This window comes from Limimaricola cinnabarinus (assembly GCF_002723615.1).
GTDB lineage: Bacteria > Pseudomonadota > Alphaproteobacteria > Rhodobacterales > Rhodobacteraceae > Limimaricola > Limimaricola cinnabarinus_B.
The window spans coordinates 23,441-40,961 of sequence record NZ_KZ304973.1 but is presented as its reverse complement, the minus strand read 5'-3'; the positions used below and the strand labels follow the sequence as shown (position 1 = coordinate 40,961).

The 17,521-nt window shown below is 68.6% G+C and carries 11 protein-coding genes and 1 riboswitch; of the genes, 5 read left to right on the top strand and 6 right to left on the bottom strand.

Going from position 1 to position 17,521, the window contains the following annotated elements:
- Positions 1–170 precede the first annotated feature (170 nt).
- The 5 genes from CJ301_RS15815 to osmF all read right to left on the bottom strand — a co-directional run bounded on the left by CJ301_RS15815 (position 171) and on the right by osmF (position 4,632).
- On the bottom strand, positions 171–746 hold the full coding sequence (locus CJ301_RS15815; protein WP_099278337.1) for a L,D-transpeptidase: 576 nt from the start codon (positions 744–746) through the stop codon (positions 171–173).
- Positions 747–888: 142 nt separating this feature from the next.
- Positions 889–1,614, bottom strand: a complete 726-nt coding sequence (locus tag CJ301_RS15810) for an ABC transporter permease (protein WP_254050176.1) — start codon at positions 1,612–1,614, stop codon at positions 889–891.
- Positions 1,611–2,558, bottom strand: coding sequence for an ABC transporter ATP-binding protein (locus tag CJ301_RS15805; protein WP_099278336.1), 948 nt, complete (start codon positions 2,556–2,558; stop codon positions 1,611–1,613). Before CJ301_RS15805 ends, CJ301_RS15810 begins: the two co-directional genes overlap by 4 nt.
- A complete protein-coding gene (locus CJ301_RS15800; protein ID WP_099278335.1) occupies positions 2,555–3,703 on the bottom strand; it encodes an ABC transporter permease in 1,149 nt (382 codons plus the stop codon). The genes CJ301_RS15805 and CJ301_RS15800 overlap by 4 nt, the downstream gene beginning before the upstream one ends.
- 17 nt (positions 3,704–3,720) lie before the next feature.
- Positions 3,721–4,632 carry a glycine betaine ABC transporter substrate-binding protein OsmF gene (osmF, locus tag CJ301_RS15795; protein ID WP_099278334.1) on the bottom strand — a complete coding sequence of 304 codons (912 nt, stop codon included), beginning with the start codon at positions 4,630–4,632 and terminating at the stop codon, positions 3,721–3,723.
- 256 nt (positions 4,633–4,888) lie between these two features.
- Between osmF and CJ301_RS15790 the strand changes: the two genes are divergently transcribed.
- The 5 genes from CJ301_RS15790 (at position 4,889) to thiC (ending at position 16,311) form a co-directional block, all read left to right on the top strand.
- A complete protein-coding gene (locus CJ301_RS15790; RefSeq protein WP_254050177.1) occupies positions 4,889–6,859 on the top strand; it encodes an alpha-1,4-glucan--maltose-1-phosphate maltosyltransferase in 1,971 nt (656 codons plus the stop codon).
- A complete protein-coding gene (gene treS, locus CJ301_RS15785; protein ID WP_099278332.1) occupies positions 6,859–10,140 on the top strand; it encodes a maltose alpha-D-glucosyltransferase in 3,282 nt (1,093 codons plus the stop codon). Before CJ301_RS15790 ends, treS begins: the two co-directional genes overlap by 1 nt.
- Positions 10,137–12,359, top strand: coding sequence for a 1,4-alpha-glucan branching protein GlgB (gene glgB, locus CJ301_RS15780; protein WP_099278331.1), 2,223 nt, complete (start codon positions 10,137–10,139; stop codon positions 12,357–12,359). Before treS ends, glgB begins: the two co-directional genes overlap by 4 nt.
- Positions 12,360–12,439: 80 nt before the next feature.
- Positions 12,440–14,254 carry a 4-alpha-glucanotransferase gene (gene malQ, locus CJ301_RS15775; protein ID WP_099278330.1) on the top strand — a complete coding sequence of 605 codons (1,815 nt, stop codon included), beginning with the start codon at positions 12,440–12,442 and terminating at the stop codon, positions 14,252–14,254.
- 30 nt (positions 14,255–14,284) lie between these two features.
- Positions 14,285–14,416, top strand: a riboswitch (TPP riboswitch).
- 83 nt (positions 14,417–14,499) lie between these two features.
- Positions 14,500–16,311 carry a phosphomethylpyrimidine synthase ThiC gene (gene thiC / locus CJ301_RS15770; protein ID WP_099278329.1) on the top strand — a complete coding sequence of 604 codons (1,812 nt, stop codon included), beginning with the start codon at positions 14,500–14,502 and terminating at the stop codon, positions 16,309–16,311.
- Between the two features lie 73 nt (positions 16,312–16,384).
- On the opposite strand, the gene CJ301_RS15765 is transcribed toward thiC, so the two are convergent.
- Positions 16,385–17,356, bottom strand: coding sequence for a DMT family transporter (locus CJ301_RS15765; RefSeq protein ID WP_099278328.1), 972 nt, complete (start codon positions 17,354–17,356; stop codon positions 16,385–16,387).
- Positions 17,357–17,521 lie beyond the last annotated feature (165 nt).

Genomic DNA, 17,521 nt, shown 5'->3' with positions numbered 1-17,521 from the left:
GGCGCTGCATCTCTGCGCCGCCGGTGAGGGGCTATTTAGGGAAAGGTTCCGAAGGCCGCAAGAGGTTTTTTCACCGAACCGCGAATTTTCTTGCCGCGCCCTTCCCCCCGACATGCGAACGCCCCGGCCATGGGGCCGGGGCGCGGATGACGGCACGATCCTTGGGGGGATCAGGCAAGCTTGGGATAGAGGAAGACCGTCGTCTCCATCGGCACGCGCTCGTAGAGGTCGATCATGTGATCGTTCACCAGCCGCGCGCAGCCATTCGACACGGCGGTGCCGATGGTCGAGGGGGCGTTGGTGCCGTGGATGCGCAGATAGGTGTCGCGGGTGCCTTCGAAGAGATAGAGCGCACGGGCGCCGAGCGGGTTGTCGGGGCCGCCCTCCATGCCGTCCTCGTATTTCTTGTACTTCTCGGGCTCGCGCTCGATCATGTTCGGCGTCGGCGTCCAGCTCGGCCATTCCTTCTTGGCGCCGATCCGGAACACGCCCGTCTCGTAGAGCCCGGCCCGGCCGACACCCACGGAGTAGCGCATCGCCTGACCGCCCTCCATCGTCCAGTAGAGCGCGAAGCGGTTGGGATCGACATGGATCTCGCCCGGATTCATGCTTGCGGGGATCTGGACCATCCGGGGCTGGTATTTCTCGGGCAGCTGCGCGGCGCCGCCGGTGTCATGCGCCGCGGCGCGCGTGCCGAGGATGCCGAGCGCCGCGCCCGCGGCCAGAAAGTAACGTCTGTCAATCATGTTCAGTGCCTCCGGCAGAAAAATCGGCTGGACGGGGTCGGAGTTCCCGCGACCGCGTAAATTCATGACACACGGCACGGGCAATACCGGCGTCACCCCTTCGATCTGGCACGTGACCCGCCCCGAGACAAGCTGTTGCCCATCAAGCCCGCGTCAGCGCCCGCTCGATCCGGCGCAGCGCCAGATCGGCGCAGATCGCCATCAGCGCGACCAGCAGCGCGCCTTGCAGCACGAAGGCGGTGTTGCCCGATTGCAGGCCGGCGATGATCACCTCGCCCAGACCCACCGCGCCGACGGTGCTGCCGATCGTGGCGGTGCCGATATTGATCACCGTGGAGAGCCGCAGGCCGGTGAGGATCACCGGGGCGGCCAGCGGCAGCTCGACCCGCCACAGCCGCTGCGCGCCCGCCAGCCCCATGCCGCGCGCCGCCTCGCGCACCGTGGCAGGCACGCCGCGCAGCCCCGCCACCGTGTTTTCGAACACCGGCAAAAGCCCGTAGGCGCAGAGCGCGAGGAAGGTCGGCTCGAAGCCGAAGCCCAGGAGCGGCACCGCGATGGCGAGCACAGCGATCGGCGGGAAGGTCTGGCCCAGATTGGAGATCATGCGCGCCAGCGTCATGAAATCAGCCCCCGCCGGGCGGGTGACCAACACCCCCAGCAGCACACCGACCGCGCAGGCCACCGCCCCCGCCGCCGCGACCAGCGCCAGGTGCCAGCCGACCAGCACCCGGATGGGCTGTCGGTCGTAGAGCAGCACTTGCCCCGGCTCGGCCACGAGCCGCAGCAGCGGGCTCATCAGCTCGGGCCGCAGGACGAGGGCCACGAACAGCGCAAACAGCGCCGCGAGCGCGAGGCCCGCGCGGCTCAAGGCGCGCCCCGCGCGCCGGTGCGCCAGATGTCCTCGGCCCGGATCTCGGCCGTCACCCGGCCCTCCTCGACCACGGCGAGGCTGTCGCCCGCCTCCCAGATCAGCCGCGAGGCGGCCTCGCGCAGCGTGTCGTCGGGCGACACCCACTGGTTCGGCGCGGGCGCATCGGCTGCGGGGCGCGACAGCTCGCGCACCCGGTGCAGCGACAGGATGCGCAAGGCGCGGTCGTCGAGCCCGACGAACTGGCGCACGAAGCCCTCGCGCGGGCCGCGCAGCAGCCGCTCGGGCGTGTCGATCTGAAGGATCTGGCCCGCATCCATCACCGCGATCCGGTCGGCGAGGCGAAAGGCCTCGTCCATGTCATGGGTGACGAGGATGGCGGTAATGCCGCGCCTGCGGCGGATCGCGGTGAACTCGTCCTGCAGCCGGCCGCGGGTCACCGGGTCGAGCGCGCCGAAGGGCTCGTCCATCAGCAGCATCGCGGGCTCGGCCGCCATGGCGCGGGCGACGCCGACGCGCTGCTGCTGCCCGCCCGACAGCTCGGACGGATACTTGTCGGCATATTCGGAGGCTTCGAGGCCGAACAGCTCCAGAAGCTCCTCGACGCGCGCGCGCACCCGCGCCCTGTCCCAGCGCAGCAGGCGCGGCACGGTGCCGATGTTCTGCGCCACGGTCCAGTGCGGAAACAGCCCCACCCCCTGGATCACGTAGCCGATGCCCCGGCGCAGCGCGTCGGGCGAGACCTCGCGCGCGTCGCGCCCGTCGATCTCGATATGGCCCGCATCCGGCTCGATCAGCCGGTTGAGCATCCGCAGCGTCGTCGACTTGCCGCAGCCCGAGGTGCCGACCAGCGCCAGCACCTCGCCATGCGCGACCTCGAAATCGAGCCCCTCAACGGCGGTGACGCCCTCGAAGCTCTTGCGCAGTCCCGATACGCGTATCATCGCGCCCCTCCCCGTCTGGTCAGCTCGATGCCCACGTCGAACAGAAGGCTCGCGAGGATCGCCATCGCCACGATCGGCACCGTGCCCAGAAGCACGAGATCCATCGCCGCCTGCCCCATGCCGCGAAACACCAGCGTGCCGAAACCGCCGCCGCCGATCAGCGCGGCCACCGCGGCGAGCCCGATGTTCTGCACCACGACGATGCGGATGCCGGTGAGGATCACCGGCGCAGCGAGCGGCAGCTCGACCCGCGCCAGAAGCCGGGCGCGCGACATGCCCATGCCGCGGCCCGCGTCGCGCATCGTCTCGGGCACGCCGGCGAGGCCGGCATAGGTGTTGGCGACGATCGGCAGCAATGCGTAGAGCGCCAGCGCCACGATGGCGGGTGCCGCGCCGATGCCGCCCACGCCCCAGTCGCGCAAGGCGGGCACCGCGCGCGACAGCGCGCCCAAGGGCAGCATGAGCAGGCCGAACATGGCGATGCTCGGCGTCGTCTGCAGAAGATTGAGCGCGGGCAGGATCACCATCCGCGCCCGTGGCCCGGCGAAACAGGCCCAGCCCAGCGGCAGGCCGATCGCCAGCGCCGGGATCAGGCTGCCGATCACCAGCCGCAGATGCCCGCCCAGAGCGGCGTCGAACACGTCGCGGTTGGTGTCGTATTCGCGCAGGATCGACAGCGCGTCGAACAGGCCCGCGCGCAGCGCAACGGCAAAGACCGCCGCAGGCAACAGCAGCGCCGAGATCCGCGCCCAGGCGCCGAGCGACATCCGCGCCACCGCATCCGCCGCCGCCAGCGCCAGAAAGGCCGCCGCGATCCAGAAGCCGCCGCCGAGCGAGACCCGCGCGAATTCGGGCGCATCCGCCGACAGCGCCGCCGCCCCCTGCCCCACGCTCCATAACAGCACCGCCAGAGCGCCCAGCGCGCAGGCGAGGCGGACGGCCTGCGCCCGCGCCCAGACGGTGCCGAGCGCGAGCGCCGACAGCGCCAGGGCGGCAATGATCGCGCCGCCCTCGGGCGACCAGATCATCACGCCGTCGCCGCTGACGATGCGGTTGGCGCGGAAATTCAGATAGGGCAGCAGCGCCAGCCCGGCGAGCGCGGGCAGCGCATAGACCGCCGCCGCCCGCCGGGATGCCTCTCGCATCTTGCCGTTCCGGCCGATCAGTCGAGCAGCCCGGCCTGCGTCAGGTGATCGCGCGCCACGTCGGCGGCGTTCTCGCCGCCAAGCTGGATGCGGGCGTTGAGCGATTGCAGGGTCTCGAGGTCGAGCCCCTCGAAGACCGGCTTCAGCAGCTCCTCGATCTCGGGGTTCTCCTCGAGCGCGTCGCGGCGGATGATCGGCGCGGGCTCGTAGACCGGCTGCACCGACTTGTCGTCGGCCATGACCTTGAGCCCGACCTCGGCGATCGCGCCATCGGTGCCGTAGGCCATCGCGGCGTTGGCGCCGTCGATCTGCTCGGCCGCGGCGCGGATCGTCGCCGCCGTGTCGCCGCCCGACAGGATCACCAGCTGATCATTGGGCAGCTCGAAGCCGTAAGCCTCCTGGAAGGCGGGCAGAGCCGCGTCGGAGTTCACGAATTCGGAGGAGGCCGCGAGCTTGATCTCGCCGCCCTCGGAGATGAAGGCGCCCATGTCGGACATGGTCTCGAGCCCGTGCTCCTCGGCCAGATCGGCGCGCAGGGCGATGGCCCATGTGTTGTTGGCGGGCGCGGGCGTCAGCCAGACGATGTCGTTGGCCTCGGCGTCGAGCCTCGACACCTCGTCATAGGCCGCCTGCGCGTCGCGCCAGATCTCGGCATCGGCCTGATCGAAGAAGAAGGCGCCGTTGCCGGTATATTCGGGGTAGAGGTCGATCTCGCCGCCGGTGATCGCCTGGCGCACGATCGGCGTCGCGCCGAGGCTGATCCGGTCCTCGACCTCGATCCCGGCATCCTCGAGCACGAATTTCATCATGTTGCCTAGGAGCGCGCCCTCGGTATCGGCCTTGGAGCCGATGACCACCTCGGCCGAGGCGAGCGTGCCCGCGCCCAGCGCGGTGGCGACGGTGATGGCGAAAATCGATGTGGCGCGCATGGCGATGCCCTTTGTGCGAATGAAACCGGTCACTTCCACCTGCCGGGGCCGCGACCTGCGAAAGGGTAGCCGTGCCCTGCCGCGCATCAAGCGGAAATATGGCCCCGCCTTCGCATGGGCGGCATCGCTTTCAGGAACCGGGGGCCGATCACGCGGTTGAGAGACGGACACCAGCCAAGCAGAGGGACCTTGGTTCATGCAAGACGAGGAACTGCGCCCGCAGGAGACGGGCCGCGCCCAAGGCAGCGCACGCGAGATGCAAGTACTGGCCGCTTCGCGCATCTGCATCGAAGGGATCGACCCCGAGATCGACGGCGGACGCTTTGCCGCCAAATGCGTCGCCAGGCGCCCCTTCACCGTGCGGGCCGACATCTTCGGCGAAGGCCATGACAGCATCCGCGCCGCCCTGCTGTGGTGGCGGCAGGGCTCGGACGAGATCCACGAAGTGCCGATGGAGTTCCTCGTCAACGACCGCTGGGAGGGCCGCTTCACCCCGCCCGAGAACGCGCTCTACCGCTACACGCTGATCGGCTGGAAGGATGATTTCCTCGGCTGGCGCAAGGACACGGCCAAGAAGATCGCCGCCGGGCTCAATGTCGATGTCGAGGCCGAGATGGGCCACCGGCTCGTCGCCAATTCGCGCGACCACGCGCCCGAGGGCGAGGGGCGCGCGGCGCTCGAAAGCCTCGTCCACGCGACCAATCATGGCAGCACCGAGGAGCGGCTCGACATCCTCATGAACGAGGAGACGCTGGCGCTGATGACCCGCGCGGGCCGCCGCTACGGGCTTACCCGCTACGAGCGCGACCTCGCCGTCTTTGCCGACCGCGAGATCGCGGCCTTTTCGGCGTGGTACGAGATGTTTCCGCGCTCGGCCGCGCCCGGCACGCGCCACGGCACCTTCCGCGACGTGATCGAGCGGCTTCCTTACGTGCAAGATCTCGGCTTCGACGTGCTCTACTTCACCCCGATCCACCCGATCGGGCGCACCAACCGCAAGGGGCGCAACAACACGCTGACGCCAGAGGCGGGCGATGTCGGCTCGCCCTATGCGATCGGCTCCGAGGAGGGCGGGCACACCGCGATCCACCCCGAGCTCGGCACCATCGAGGATTTCGACGCGCTGGTGGCGGAGGCGCGCGGCCACGGGCTCGAGATCGCGCTCGACATCGCGCTCAACGCCTCGCCCGATCACCCGTGGATCAAGGAGCATCCCGACTGGTTCGAATGGCGGCCCGACGGCTCCATCGCCTATGCCGAGAACCCGCCCAAGAAATACGAGGACATCGTCAATTTCCGCTACTACCTCGAGGATGGCAGCCCCAACGCCCCCTATTGGGAGGCGGTACGCGACATGTTCCTCTACTGGGCCGATCACGGCGTGCTGAACTTCCGGGTCGACAACCCGCACACCAAGCCCTTCCCCTTCTGGGAGTGGATCATCGACGAGGTGCGCGCGCGCCATCCCGGCGCGGTGTTCCTGTCGGAGGCCTTCACCCGGCCCAAGATGATGAAGCGGCTGGCCAAGCTCGGCTACAACCAGTCCTACAGCTACTTCACATGGCGCAACACCAAGGCGGAGCTGACCGAATACCTGACCGAGCTGACGCAGGAAGAGTGCCGCCACTACATGCGGCCGAACTTCTTCGTCAACACGCCCGACATCAATCCGTATTTCCTCCAGAGCTCGGGCCGCGCCGGGCACCGCATCCGGCTTGCGCTGGCGGCGACGCTGGGCGGCAATTACGGCGTCTACAATGGCTACGAGATCTGCGAGGCCGCGCCGATCCCCGGCAAGGAAGAGTATCTCGACAGCGAGAAATACGAGATCCGCGACTGGGATTTCGACCGCGAGGGCCACATCAAGGACGATATCCGCCTGCTCAACGGCATCCGCCGCAAGCACGCCGCGATGCGCGACTTCACCAATCTGGAGTTCTTCGACGCGCATGACGACGCGGTGCTGTGCTATGGCCGCTTCGACCGCGCCAGCGACAGCTACCTGCTGTTTCATGTGCTGCTCGACCCGCATGCCGGGCGCGACTTCGCCTTCGACCTGCCGCTGTGGCGCTTCGATCTGCCCGACGAGGCCTCGATCGAGGTGCAGGACGCGATCCACGGCAATCATTTCACCTGGCACGGCAAGGAGCATCACCTGACGCTCGACCCCGAAAACCGGCCCTATGCGATCTGGCGACTGATCCCGCCGGGAGGAGCGAGAGACTGATGGAAGACCACGCAACCACCCCCGCCGCCTCGGACGCGATCGATAACAACCAGCGCGACTGGTACAAGGACGCGGTGATCTACCAGCTTCACGTCAAGGCCTATCAGGACAGCAATGGCGACGGCATCGGCGATTTCGCCGGGCTGATGAACCGGCTCGACCATGTCGAGGAGCTGGGCGCCACCGCCGTGTGGCTGCTGCCCTTCTACCCCTCGCCGCTGCGCGACGACGGCTACGACATCCAGGAATACACCGAGATCAACCCGCAATACGGCAACATGGACGAGTTCCGCGCCTTCGTGGACGAGGCCCATCGCCGCGGGCTGCGGGTGATCACCGAGCTGGTGATCAACCACACCTCGGACCAGCATGAATGGTTCCAGCGCGCCCGCCACGCCCCCAAGGGCAGCCCCGAGCGCGATTTCTACGTCTGGTCGGACGATCCGAGCAAGTGGATGGACAAGACGCGGGTGATCTTCAACGACACCCATGACAGCAACTGGACATGGGACCCGGTCGCGGAGCAGTTCTACTGGCACCGCTTCTTCGACCACCAGCCCGACCTGAACTTCGACAATCCCGAAGTCCTGAAGGAAGTGCTGCGGGTCATGCATTTCTGGCTCGACATGGGGGTCGACGGGCTCAGGCTCGACGCGATCCCCTATCTCGTGGAGCGCGACGGCACCAACAACGAGAACCTGCCCGAGACGCATGACGTGCTGAAGGCGATCCGCGCCGATCTCGACGCGCATTACCCCGACAAGATGCTTCTGGCCGAGGCCAACCAGTGGCCCGAGGACACCCGCCCCTATTTCGGCGAGGGCGACGAGTGCCACATGGGCTTCCACTTCCCGCTCATGCCGCGCATGTACATGGCGGTGGCGCAGGAGGACCGGCACCCGATCACCGACATCATCCGCCAGACGCCCGACATCCCCGAGGATTGCCAATGGGCGATCTTTTTGCGCAACCATGACGAGCTGACGCTCGAAATGGTGACCGACAAGGAGCGCGACTATCTCTGGGACACCTATGCCAGCGACAAGCGCGCGCGGATCAACATGGGCATCCGCCGCCGTCTCGCGCCGCTCATGCAGAACGACCGGCGCAAGATCGAGCTTCTGAACTCGCTCCTGATGTCGATGCCCGGCACGCCGATCCTCTATTACGGCGACGAGATCGGCATGGGCGACAACATCTACCTGGGCGACCGCGACGGCGTGCGCACGCCGATGCAATGGTCGCCCGACCGCAATGCGGGCTTCAGCCAGGCCGACCCGCAGCGGCTCTACCTGCCGACCATTCAGGATTCGATCTACGGCTTTCAGGCGCTCAACGTCGAGAGCCAGTCCAAGGACCCCTCCTCGCTTCTGAACTGGATGCGCCGCATGGTGCAGGTCCGCTCGAACCACACGGTGTTCGGGCGCGGCGAGATGAAGCTACTTTATCCCAGCAATCGCCGCGTGCTCGCCTATATCCGCGAGCATGAGGGCGAGGCGGTGCTTTGCGTCGCCAATCTGGGGCGCGCCGCGCAGGCGGTGGAGATCGACCTCTCGGCCTATCAGGGCCGCGTGCCGATCGAGCTGACCGGGCATTCGGCCTTCCCGCCCGTTGGCGCGCTGCCCTATCTCATCACCCTGCCCTCCTACGGCTTCTACTGGTTCCTTCTGGCGGATGAGGATCAGGCCCCGGCCTGGCACACCGCGCCGCAGCAGATCCTGCCCGAATTCGTGACGCTGACCACCCGCGACGGGCGCGTCTCCTCGGCCATCTCTGGCCGCGACGGGCGGCTCCTGGGCACCGACGTGCTGCCCAAGTTCCTGCCGCTCCAGCGCTGGTTCGGCGCCAAGGACGAACGCATCACCCGCGTCGGCATCGAGCCCCTGGCCGAGATCGGCGGCAATGGCGCGCTGGGCCTCATCGATGTCGAGGTCGGCGGCGAGACGCAGCATTACCTGCTGCCGCTGGCCTCGGTCTGGGGCGAGGACAGCGTCTCCTTCGGCTCGTCGACGCTGGGCTACACCATGGCCAAGCTGCGCCGCGGCCCGACGGTGGGCGGTCTGATCGACGGCACCGCCGACGAGACGCTGATGGGCGAGCTCTTCGCCGCGCTGCGCGAGGGCCACGAGACCGACACACCGCGCGGCCGCCTCGTCTTTGCGCCCAGCGCCGCGATGGGAGAGATCGAGGAGCCGGGCGCGCCGCGGCTTCTCAATGTCGAGCAGTCCAACGCCACCGTCGCCTTCTCCGACAAGGCGGTGCTCAAGGTCTACCGCCGCCTGCGCGCGGGCACCCAGCCCGATATCGAGGTGGCGCGCTTCCTGACGGATGTGGCGGGCTTCGACGGCACGCCCGCCTATCTGGGCGAGATCGCGCTGCGCCCCGATGAGGGCGAGGCCACCTCGCTCGGCGCCGCCTTCGCCTATGTCGCCAACCAGGGCGACGCCTGGGCCGCGCTGACCAATGCGCTCGACCGCTATTTGCAGGATCACGCCACGGGCAACGAGGACGAGGCCCCGCCCTACCTGTCGGTGCTCGGCATCGCGGAAATCCTGGGCCAGCGCACCGCCGAGATGCATCGCGCGCTGGCGCATCCGACCGAGGACCCGGCCTTTGCCGCCGAGCCGCTGACCGGCGGCGAGCTCACCGCGCTGTGCGACGAGGTGCGCGCCGAGACGGTGGCCATGCTCGACCGGCTCAAGGGGATGCGCGAGCTGTCGGAGCGCGCGAGCGATTATGCCTCGCGCATCCTCGACAGGCGCGACGCGCTGATCGCGCGGATCGACGCGGTCTCGAAGATGGACGCCTCGGGCAAGCTCACCCGCATCCATGGCGATTATCACCTCGGACAGGTGCTGATGGCGCAGAACGACGTCATGATCATCGATTTCGAGGGCGAGCCGCGCCGCAGCCTCGACGAGCGCCGCGCCAAGAGCCACGCGCTGCGCGACGTGGCCGGCATGCTGCGCTCGCTCGACTACGCCGCACAATCGGCGCTGCGCTGGGCCGAAAGCTCAGGCACCGATGGCGAGGAGGCCGACGCGCTGATCCGCGACTGGCACAAGGGCGCGGTGCGCGATTTCATGGCCGCCTATGACGGCGTCATCGCCGAGAGCCCGGCCCATCCCGACGACCCGCGCTTCGCCGCCGCCCTCCTGGATCTCTTCGTGATCCAGAAAGCGGTTTACGAGGTGGGCTATGAGCTTGCCAGCCGCCCTGCATGGGTGGACATTCCATTGAGCGGCCTGCTCGACCTGATCGACGAAGAGGACACCCAATGACGACCAACGCGAGCGACACCATGCCCGCATCGGCCCCCGACGCCAGCCGCATCGAGGCGATCATCCGGGGCCGCATGGGCGACCCGTTCGAGATCCTCGGCCCGCACAAGACCGACGGCGGCGCGATGGGGCTGACCGTCTTCGCCCCCGACGCCGCCGAGGTCCGGGCGCTGACGCCCGAGGGCGACGAGATCGCGCCGCTCACCCGCATCAACCCCGAGGGCGTGTTCTGGGGCGAGATGCCCGAGGGCTTCGATTACGGCACCCCCTACCGGCTGGCCATGCGCGCGGGCGACCACAGTTGGGAGCGCGACGATCCCTACCGCTTCACCCCCGTGCTGGGCGAGATGGACGAATATCTCGTTGCCGAAGGCCGCCACGAGGAGATCTGGAAGCGGCTTGGCGCGCATCCCGTCACCCATGAAGGGGTCGAGGGGGTGAGCTTCGCCGTCTGGGCGCCCAATGCCCGGCGCGTCAGCGTCGTGGGGCAGTTCAACGCCTGGGACGGCCGCCGCCACCCGCTGCGCCGCCGCTTCGGCGCGGGGCTGTGGGAGCTCTTCGTGCCCGGCCTCGCCATGGGCGATCTCTACAAGTTCGAGATCGTCGGCGCGCATGGCGACCTGCAACCGCTGAAGGCCGACCCGATGTCGTTCCGGCAGGAGCAGCCCCCCGCCACCGGCTCCATCGTGCATGGCATGCACCGCCACGACTGGCAGGACGGCGACTGGATGGAGAGCCGCGCCAAGGGCTCGCTGCATGACAAGCCGGTCTCGATCTACGAGGTGCATCTGGGCAGCTGGCGCCGCGGCGCCGATGGCGAGGTGCTCGATTACGACACGATCGGCGGGCTGCTGGTCGATTATCTCACCGAGATGAACTTCACCCATGTGGAGTTCATGCCGGTCTCCGAGCATCCCTTCACCGGCTCGTGGGGCTACCAGCCCGTCGGCCTCTTCGCGCCGACCTCGCGCTACGGCACGCCGGAACAGTTCGCCGCCATGGTCGACCGGCTGCACCAGGCGGGCATTGGCGTCATCGTCGACTGGGTGCCCGCGCATTTCCCCTCGGACGCGCATGGCCTCGCCAATTTCGACGGCACCGCGCTTTACGAGCACGCCGATCCGCGGCAGGGCTTCCACCAGGACTGGAACACGCTGATCTACAATTTCGGGCGCAACGAGGTGGCGAACTTCCTGCGCTGCTCGGGCACCTTCTGGCTCGACAAGTATCACATCGACGCGCTGCGCGTGGATGCGGTCGCCTCGATGCTCTATCTCGACTATTCGCGCAACGAGGGCGAATGGATCCCCAACCAGTATGGCGGGCGCGAGAATCTCGACGCGATCGAATTCCTCAAGGGCACCAACCACCAGGTCGAGGCGCGCACGCCGGGTGCCGCCACCATCGCCGAGGAAAGCACCGCCTTCCCGGGCGTCAGCCGCCCCGTCGATCAGGGGGGTCTGGGCTTCGACTTCAAATGGAACATGGGCTGGATGCATGACAGCCTGAGCTACATCCAGAACGACCCCGTCCACCGCAAGTACAACCACCACCAGATGACCTTCTCGATCCATTACGCATGGTCCGAGAACTTCGTCCTGCCGATCAGCCATGACGAGGTGGTGCATGGCAAGGGCTCGCTTCTCAACAAGATGCCGGGCGACCGCTGGCAGAAATTCGCGAATCTGCGCGCCTATCTGGGCTTCATGTGGACCCATCCGGGCAAGAAGCTTCTGTTCATGGGCTGCGAGTTCGGTCAGGAGCGCGAGTGGAACCACGACGTCTCGCTCGACTGGCATCTTCTGGAGGACGAGAAGCACAAGGGCGCGCAGAGCCTCGTGCGCGACCTCAACCGCATCTACCGCGACGAGAAGGCGCTGCACGCGCTTGACTGCGACCCGCACGGCTTCGAATGGGTCGACGGCGCGGATGACGAACGCTCGATCTTCGCCTTTCTGCGCAAGGCCGACAGCGGCACCCGCCCCGCGCTCGTCATCTCCAACATGACGCCCGTGGTGCGCGAGGAGTACCATATCGGCCTGCCCGAGGGCGGCGACTGGGTGGAGCTGCTCAACACCGATGACGAGGCCTATGGCGGCTCTGGCGTGGTCAATACCGGCAAGCTGAAGAGCCGGCAGGAGGAATGCCACGGGCGCTCGGTCTCGCTGTCGCTGCGCCTGCCGCCCTTGGCGACGGTGATCCTCGTTCCCGACCGCTGAAACCGTTCGGGCCGGGATCTTCGGCCCGAATGACGCGCACGGGCCGGGCTTGTCCCGGCCCTTTTTCCCTTGGAGCCCGCATGACCGACCTCGTCCGACTGAGCCATCACCACGGGATCACCACCGAATATGACGACCCCTCGGGCGAGGGCACGCGCCCCGTGCCGGAGGCGACGCTGCGCCTGATCCTGCGCAAGATCGGCGTCGATCCCGACGGGCCGATCGATGGCCCCGCCGCGCCGCAGAAGATGGAGGTGCCGGAAGACGGCGTCTGCCACTTTCCCGAATGGCTGGAGCGCGCGCCGGGCTGGGGCGTCTTCTGCCAGCTCTACGAGCTGCGCTCGGCGCGCAACCACGGCATCGGCGATTTCACCGATCTCTCCGAAATGGCCCGCATCGCGGGCCGGGCGGGCGCGGATTTCCTCGGGGTGAACCCGCTGCACGCGCTGTTTCCGGGCGATCCCTCGCGCCGCAGCCCCTTCTTCCCCTCGACCCGCAGCTTCCTGAGCCCGGTCTACATCGCGCTCGACGCGCTGGCAGGCCACGACCCCGCCGATATCGACGCAGGCGCGCTGCGCGCGAAAGATCTGGTGGATTACGACGCGGTGGTGCCCGCCAAGCTTTCCGCGCTGCGCGCCGCCTTCGAGCGCAGGCCCTTCGACGGCGACGAGGCGGCGTTCGAGACCTTCGTGCAGGAGGGCGGCACGCCGCTCTACCGTCACGCGCTGTTCGAGGCGCTCTCGCTCGCCATGTCGGCCGAGGGCCACGGCGCGGGCTGGCAGGGCTGGCCAGAGGCGATGCGGGACGTTGAGGGCCCGCAGGTCGCGGATTTTGCCGAAAAGAACGCGCAGGAGATCCGCTTTCATCTCTGGCTGCAATGGCAGGCCACGCGCCAGCTCGACGCGGCGCAGGCCTGCGCGCATGAGGCGGGGATGCGCATCGGCCTTTATCTCGATCTCGCCGTGGGCGAGGCGCCCGACGGCTCGGCCAGCTGGGGCGGCGGCGAGACGCAGATGACCGAGCTGGCGGTCGGCGCGCCGCCCGATGTCTTCGCCTCCGAGGGGCAGTATTGGGGGCTTTCCGCCTTCAACCCCGGCACGCTGGCGGCGCGCGATTTCGCGCCCTTCCGCGACATGATCGCGGCCCAGCTCGCCCATGCGGGCGCGCTCAGGATCGATCACGCCATGGCGCTGTGGCAGCTTTTCCTGATCCCCGACGGGGAGCCCGCGAGTGCGGGCGCGCATCTGCGCTATCCCTTCTCGGAGCTCTTGCGCGTTCTGGCGCATGAAAGCCGCGCGCGCGAGGCGGTGGTGATCGGCGAGGATCTGGGCTTCGTGCCGCCGGGCTTCCGCGAGGCGATGCAGGCGGCGAACATCCTCTCCTACTCGATCCTCTACTTCGAAAAGGAGGGCGACCGCTTCAAGCGCCCCGAGGAATACCGCCCCACCGCGCTGGCCTGTCTTTCGACCCATGACCTGCCGGTGCTGGAGCGCTGGTGGGCGGGCGAGGACATTGCGCTGCGCCGCGAGCTGGGGCTGGTGGGCGAGGCCGACAGCGACGCCCATGCCAGGGAGCGCACCCGCGAGCGCCGCGCGCTTCTGGATGCGATGCGCCGCGCGGGCGCGCTTCGCGGGCGGCTGCCGCGGCAAAAGGAGATGCCGCAGGAGGTGCTGGTCGCAGCGCATCGCTACCTCGCGCGCACCCGCGCGGCGCTGGTCGGCGTGCGTCTGGCGGACATGGTGGGCCCCAAGGCGCCGACCAACATGCCCGGCACGGTGGACGACTACCCCAACTGGCGCCCGCGCGCGCCGCTCGACCTGTCGGACATCGCCACCCATCCCGATTTTCGCGCCGTGACGGCGATGATGCGCTTCGAGCGTCCACGCGACGCTTGACAGCCGCCCTGCCGCGGCGGCAGGGTGGCCGCACTTCACCAGGGGGGCCCCGGCAAGGGGCTGAGACAGTGCTGGCGAGGTCCTTACCGGACCCACGCGCGCACGGACCCTTCGAACCTGATCCAGTTCATACTGGCGTAGGGACGGTGCGCGGCTGTCGGGCGTTCGGGGCTTCCCCCTGCCCCTTTGCCGCTTCTCCACCCCCGCTGTCATGCTGGATCGTCACCGCCGCAAAAGGACGCCGCATGACGATCAACACCACCCCGCCCGAGCTGCCCCGCGTGACCACCGGGCCGCTGCCCGCCTCCTCCAAGATCCATGTCGCGGGGCGGCTGCACGCGCAGATCCGCGTGCCGATGCGCGAGATCGCGCTGCATCCCAGCGCGGGCGAGCCCGACCTGCGGGTCTATGACGCCTCGGGCCCCTATACCGACATCGAGGCCGCGATCGACACCGCCGCGGGCCTCCCCCGCCCGCGCGAGGGCTGGATCGCCGCGCGCGGCGACACCGAAAGCTACGAGGGCCGCCGCATCCGCCCCGAGGACAATGGCCGCGACGCGGCGAGCGGCAAGCTGCGCCCCTTTCCGCGCGCCCATGCGCCGCGCCGCGCGACCGATGACCGCGCCGTCACCCAGCTTGCCTATGCCCGCGCGGGCATCGTCACGCCCGAGATGGAATATGTCGCGATCCGCGAGAACATGGGCCGCGACGCCGCGCTGGCGCGGGCGCGCGACGGCGAAAGCTTCGGTGCGGCGATCCCCGATCACGTGACGCCCGAATTCGTGCGGGACGAGATCGCGCGCGGCCGCGCCATCATCCCCGCCAACATCAACCACCCCGAGCTCGAGCCGATGATCATCGGCCGCAATTTCCTCGTGAAGATCAACGCCAATATCGGCAACTCCGCCGTCACCTCCTCGATGGAGGAGGAGGTCGAGAAGATGGTCTGGGCGATCCGCTGGGGCGCGGACACGGTGATGGACCTCTCCACGAGCCGCGACATCCACGACATCCGCGACTGGATCCTGCGCAATTCGCCCGTGCCGATCGGCACGGTCCCGCTCTATCAGGCGCTGGAGAAGGTCGGCGGCATCGCCGAGGACCTCACATGGGAGGTGTTCCGCGACACGCTGATCGAGCAGGCCGAGCAGGGCGTGGATTACTTCACCATCCATGCCGGGCTCAGGCTGCACCACGTGCCGCTCACCATCGACCGGGTCACCGGCATCGTCAGCCGCGGCGGCTCGATCATGGCCAAGTGGTGCCTGCACCATCACCGCGAGAGCTTTCTCTACGAGCATTTCGAGGAAATCTGCGAAATCTGCCGCCGCTACGACGTCTCGTTCAGCCTGGGCGACGGGCTGCGCCCCGGCTCGATCGCCGACGCCAACGACGCGGCGCAGTTCGCCGAGCTCGAGACGCTGGGCGAGCTGACGCAGATCGCCAGGAGGCATGACTGCCAGGTGATGATCGAAGGCCCCGGCCATGTCGCCATGCACAAGATCAAGGAGAACATGGACAAGCAGCTCGCCTGCTGCGACGAGGCGCCCTTCTACACGCTGGGGCCGCTCACCACCGACATCGCGCCGGGCTACGATCACATCACCTCCGGCATCGGCGCTGCGATGATCGGCTGGTTCGGCTGCGCGATGCTGTGCTACGTCACACCCAAGGAGCATCTGGGCCTGCCCGACCGCGACGACGTGAAGACCGGCGTCATCACCTACAAGATCGCGGCCCATGCCGCCGATCTGGCCAAGGGGCATCCGGGCGCGCAGCTGCGCGACGACGCGCTGTCGCGCGCGCGGTTCGAGTTCCGCTGGGAGGACCAGTTCAACCTCGCGCTCGATCCCGACACGGCGCGCTCCATGCATGACGAGACGCTGCCCAAGGACGCGCACAAGACGGCGCATTTCTGCTCCATGTGCGGGCCGAAATTCTGCTCCATGCGGATCAGCCACGACATCCGCTCGGAGGCGCAGAAGGAGGGCATGGCGAAGATGGCCGAGAAGTTCCGCGAGGGCGGCGCGCTCTACCTGCCCAAGGCCGAGACCTGAGAGCGGGCCAGAGGCCGCGTGGCGGCGGGCCGGGTCACGCCCCGGCCCGCCGCTTCCGCCCGCCGCCCCGACCTCAGCTTTCGGTGGCGAGCGCCTTCTCGGGCGCGCGGCCTTGCCGCGCCGCCATCCGCTCGCGGTGGACCACGTAAGCCCCCGAGCCGAGGATGATCGCCGTGCCCAGCGCCGTCGTCGCATCGGGCAGATCGCCGAAGACGAGATATCCCAGCGCCACCGCGCCGACGATCTCCAGATACTGGAACGGCGCGAGCAGCCCCGCCTCCGAGCGGCGGAACGCCTCGGCGATGAGCAGGAAGGTCGCCGCCGAAAGCAGCCCCGCCAGCACCATCACCGCCCAGACCCAGGCCGGGGCGCGAAGCGCGGCAAGGCCCGGCCCCTCCATCAGCGTCATCGTCCCGAACAGGGCGAGCGCGATCAGCGCCGCGTAGAAGGTGGCCCCGGTCTGGATCGTCAGCGCCGAGCGCGTGGCCGAGGCGCTGCGCAGGATCACCGCGTTGAGCGCGAAGCCGGTCGCCGCCAGCAGCGGCAGGAGCGCCGCCGGGGTGAAGCCCTCGAAGCCCGGGCGGATCACCACCAGCGCGCCGACGAAGCCCACCGCGACGGCGGCATAGCGGCGCGGCCCGACCTTTTCGCCCAGAAGCGGTGCCGCCAGCAGCACGAGGATCAGCGGCTCCACGAAGAAGATCGCGATGGCGGTGGCGATCGGCATCACCGCGAACGCGCTGACGAGGCTGGTCATGGTGACGACCGAACACAGGCCCGACAGCATCAGCACCGGCGAGAACATCGCCCCGCGCAGCCTGTGGCGCAAGAGCAGCGCCAGGCCGACGAGGGTCGTGGCCTGAAAGCCGAAGCGCCACAGCACCACCTCGGTGGCGGGCATCACGCCGGTAAGCAGCTTGGCCAGCGTGTCGCCCATGGGCAAGAGCGCCATGGCGATGATCATCAGCGCGATGCCGGTGCCGGCGGGGCCGTGATCGCTGCGGCGGGCGGAGGCGACGGGGCTCTTGGTGCGGGGTCGGATCATGAACGTCTCCAAAGATGCGCGCGCCGCGATCCTCGGGGCGCGCGGACGTCCGGGCGTCCGGGACGGGAATGGTGAACTGGCCGCGGGCCCGGGCGACGCCATCGCCGCGCCCGTGATCGACCGTCCCACAGGGCTAGTGATCCCGCCCGCCTTGGTCAAGTCACG